Source organism: Allomuricauda sp. CAU 1633 (genome assembly GCF_017313225.1).
Lineage (GTDB): Bacteria > Bacteroidota > Bacteroidia > Flavobacteriales > Flavobacteriaceae > Flagellimonas.
Window position 1 is genome coordinate 1 of record NZ_JAFLNE010000017.1, and the last position, 1,536, is coordinate 1,536.

At 34.8% G+C, this 1,536-nt stretch carries 3 protein-coding genes; all 3 read right to left on the bottom strand.

Going from position 1 to position 1,536, the window contains the following annotated elements:
• Positions 1-18: 18 nt before the first annotated feature.
• The gene (locus J0X14_RS18975) at positions 19-204 is read right to left on the bottom strand and encodes a hypothetical protein (RefSeq protein ID WP_207099402.1); all 186 of its coding nucleotides are present in this window, start codon (positions 202-204) and stop codon (positions 19-21) included.
• Positions 205-209: 5 nt separating this feature from the next.
• The gene (locus J0X14_RS18980) at positions 210-1,367 is read right to left on the bottom strand and encodes a virulence RhuM family protein (RefSeq protein ID WP_207099403.1); all 1,158 of its coding nucleotides are present in this window, start codon (positions 1,365-1,367) and stop codon (positions 210-212) included.
• Positions 1,360-1,536 (bottom strand): transposase (locus J0X14_RS18985; protein WP_207099404.1); only part of this gene is annotated, 177 nt, incomplete at its 5' end. The genes J0X14_RS18985 and J0X14_RS18980, both read right to left, overlap by 8 nt.

Sequence of the window (1,536 nt, forward strand, 5' to 3'; positions counted from 1 at the left end):
AAAACCGAGGCAAATAAATTAAATAAGTCCAAGCCCTCTAGCGGATTGCCTAGCGACTTCCATAATTCCTGCTTCATCTAGTCCTTCAATTGGTTCTGTTTGAGCAGTCAGCCACCCTATATTTCCTTCTGGTCTAAGAGACACTATTCCATTTTCATACTTGACACGAAATGGTTTGCCCCCAATTATCATTTCTGTTTCCATAGGTATTAATTATGTTCTTTCGGATTCCAGCTTAACCCTTTTTTTAGTTTTTGATTGAAATCAGAAAGGTTTTCCCTTTTTCTTCTTTCCTCTAATATTTTCATTGCCCCCTTGACGCTAAATCTATCGTGCGGGGCTTCAGGAAGCTTTCCGGTTTCCTTTATTTCTGCAATGGTCTCATCAAAATCAGATTCATACTCTTTATCTTGTCTTACCCTGAACTTTTCATATTCTTTATGGGCTTTCTTTTTTGCCATTTTATGGGATATTGTCCCCATATTGTCCAAAATCTCATATTCATTGAATTGTAAAAACGCATTTAACCTATCAATCCAATCTTCCATTTTCATTTCCACTCTTCGTTTTGCCATATTTTCAGCAAAGTCCAAGTACATTGACACTAATCTATTAAGGTTGCTTAACTCTTCTTCTGTCAAGTAGTTCTTTGCAATCTCGGTATCACTTTTCAATATTTTACCTTTAGACTTTGCATGTTTCCATGTCGTAAGACCCATATTTGGCTTTTTGGAATTTGCCCTTTCTTGAATCAATTCTGCTGCTGTATGTTGGTGTATGGCCCAATGGAGTTTGTTTTGTACTGTTGCATAAAAATCCTGGGTTATGGGCGCTTTTGAATCATAGTCAATAGCAGTAGCATACAAATCTGTTATTTTTTGATAGAACCTTCTCTCAGAAGCTCGTATCTCTCGAATTTTTTCGAGAAGCTCTTCAAAGTAGTCTTTACCGAACAATTGTTTGCCTTGCTTCAATCTATCATCATCCAAGGCAAATCCCTTAATCATGTATTCCTTCAATACAGTTGAAGCCCATATCCTGAACTGGGTGGCTTTATAAGAATTGACTCTATATCCAACCGATATAATTGCATCAAGGTTGTAAAATTTGACAGAATATTTTTTTTGATCGGAAGCAGTTGTCAAAATTTCTTTTACAACTGAATTTTCATCTAATTCACCATCACTAAAAATATTTTTTAAATGATAACTTATGTTCTGTTTTGAAGTACCGAATATATCGGCCATAGAATTTTGTGTAACCCAAATTGTCTCCCTATCATCATCAATGATAACATGGATCTTTATAATTCCTTCATGTGAATTATAGAAGAGAAAATTTGAACTTATTTCCGGTAAATTATCCATTGATCAACTCTTTATAAGTTATTCTATTCTCCGTGTTCTGTAAAAGTAGGTTAAACCTCGCAGATTCACCTACTTCCCTAGTATTGTATCTAAAACAAAATTCATCAACATAAAGCTGTAAATGCTTTTTAGAGGTAAAATGGTAAATGCCAAAAATTCCGCGCTTTAG

Coding starts and splice junctions, on each gene's coding strand:
- J0X14_RS18975 (WP_207099402.1), bottom strand. CDS start 204: ATGGAAACAGAAATGATAATTGGGGGCAAACCATTTCGTGTCAAGTAT.
- J0X14_RS18980 (WP_207099403.1), bottom strand. CDS start 1,367: ATGGATAATTTACCGGAAATAAGTTCAAATTTTCTCTTCTATAATTCA.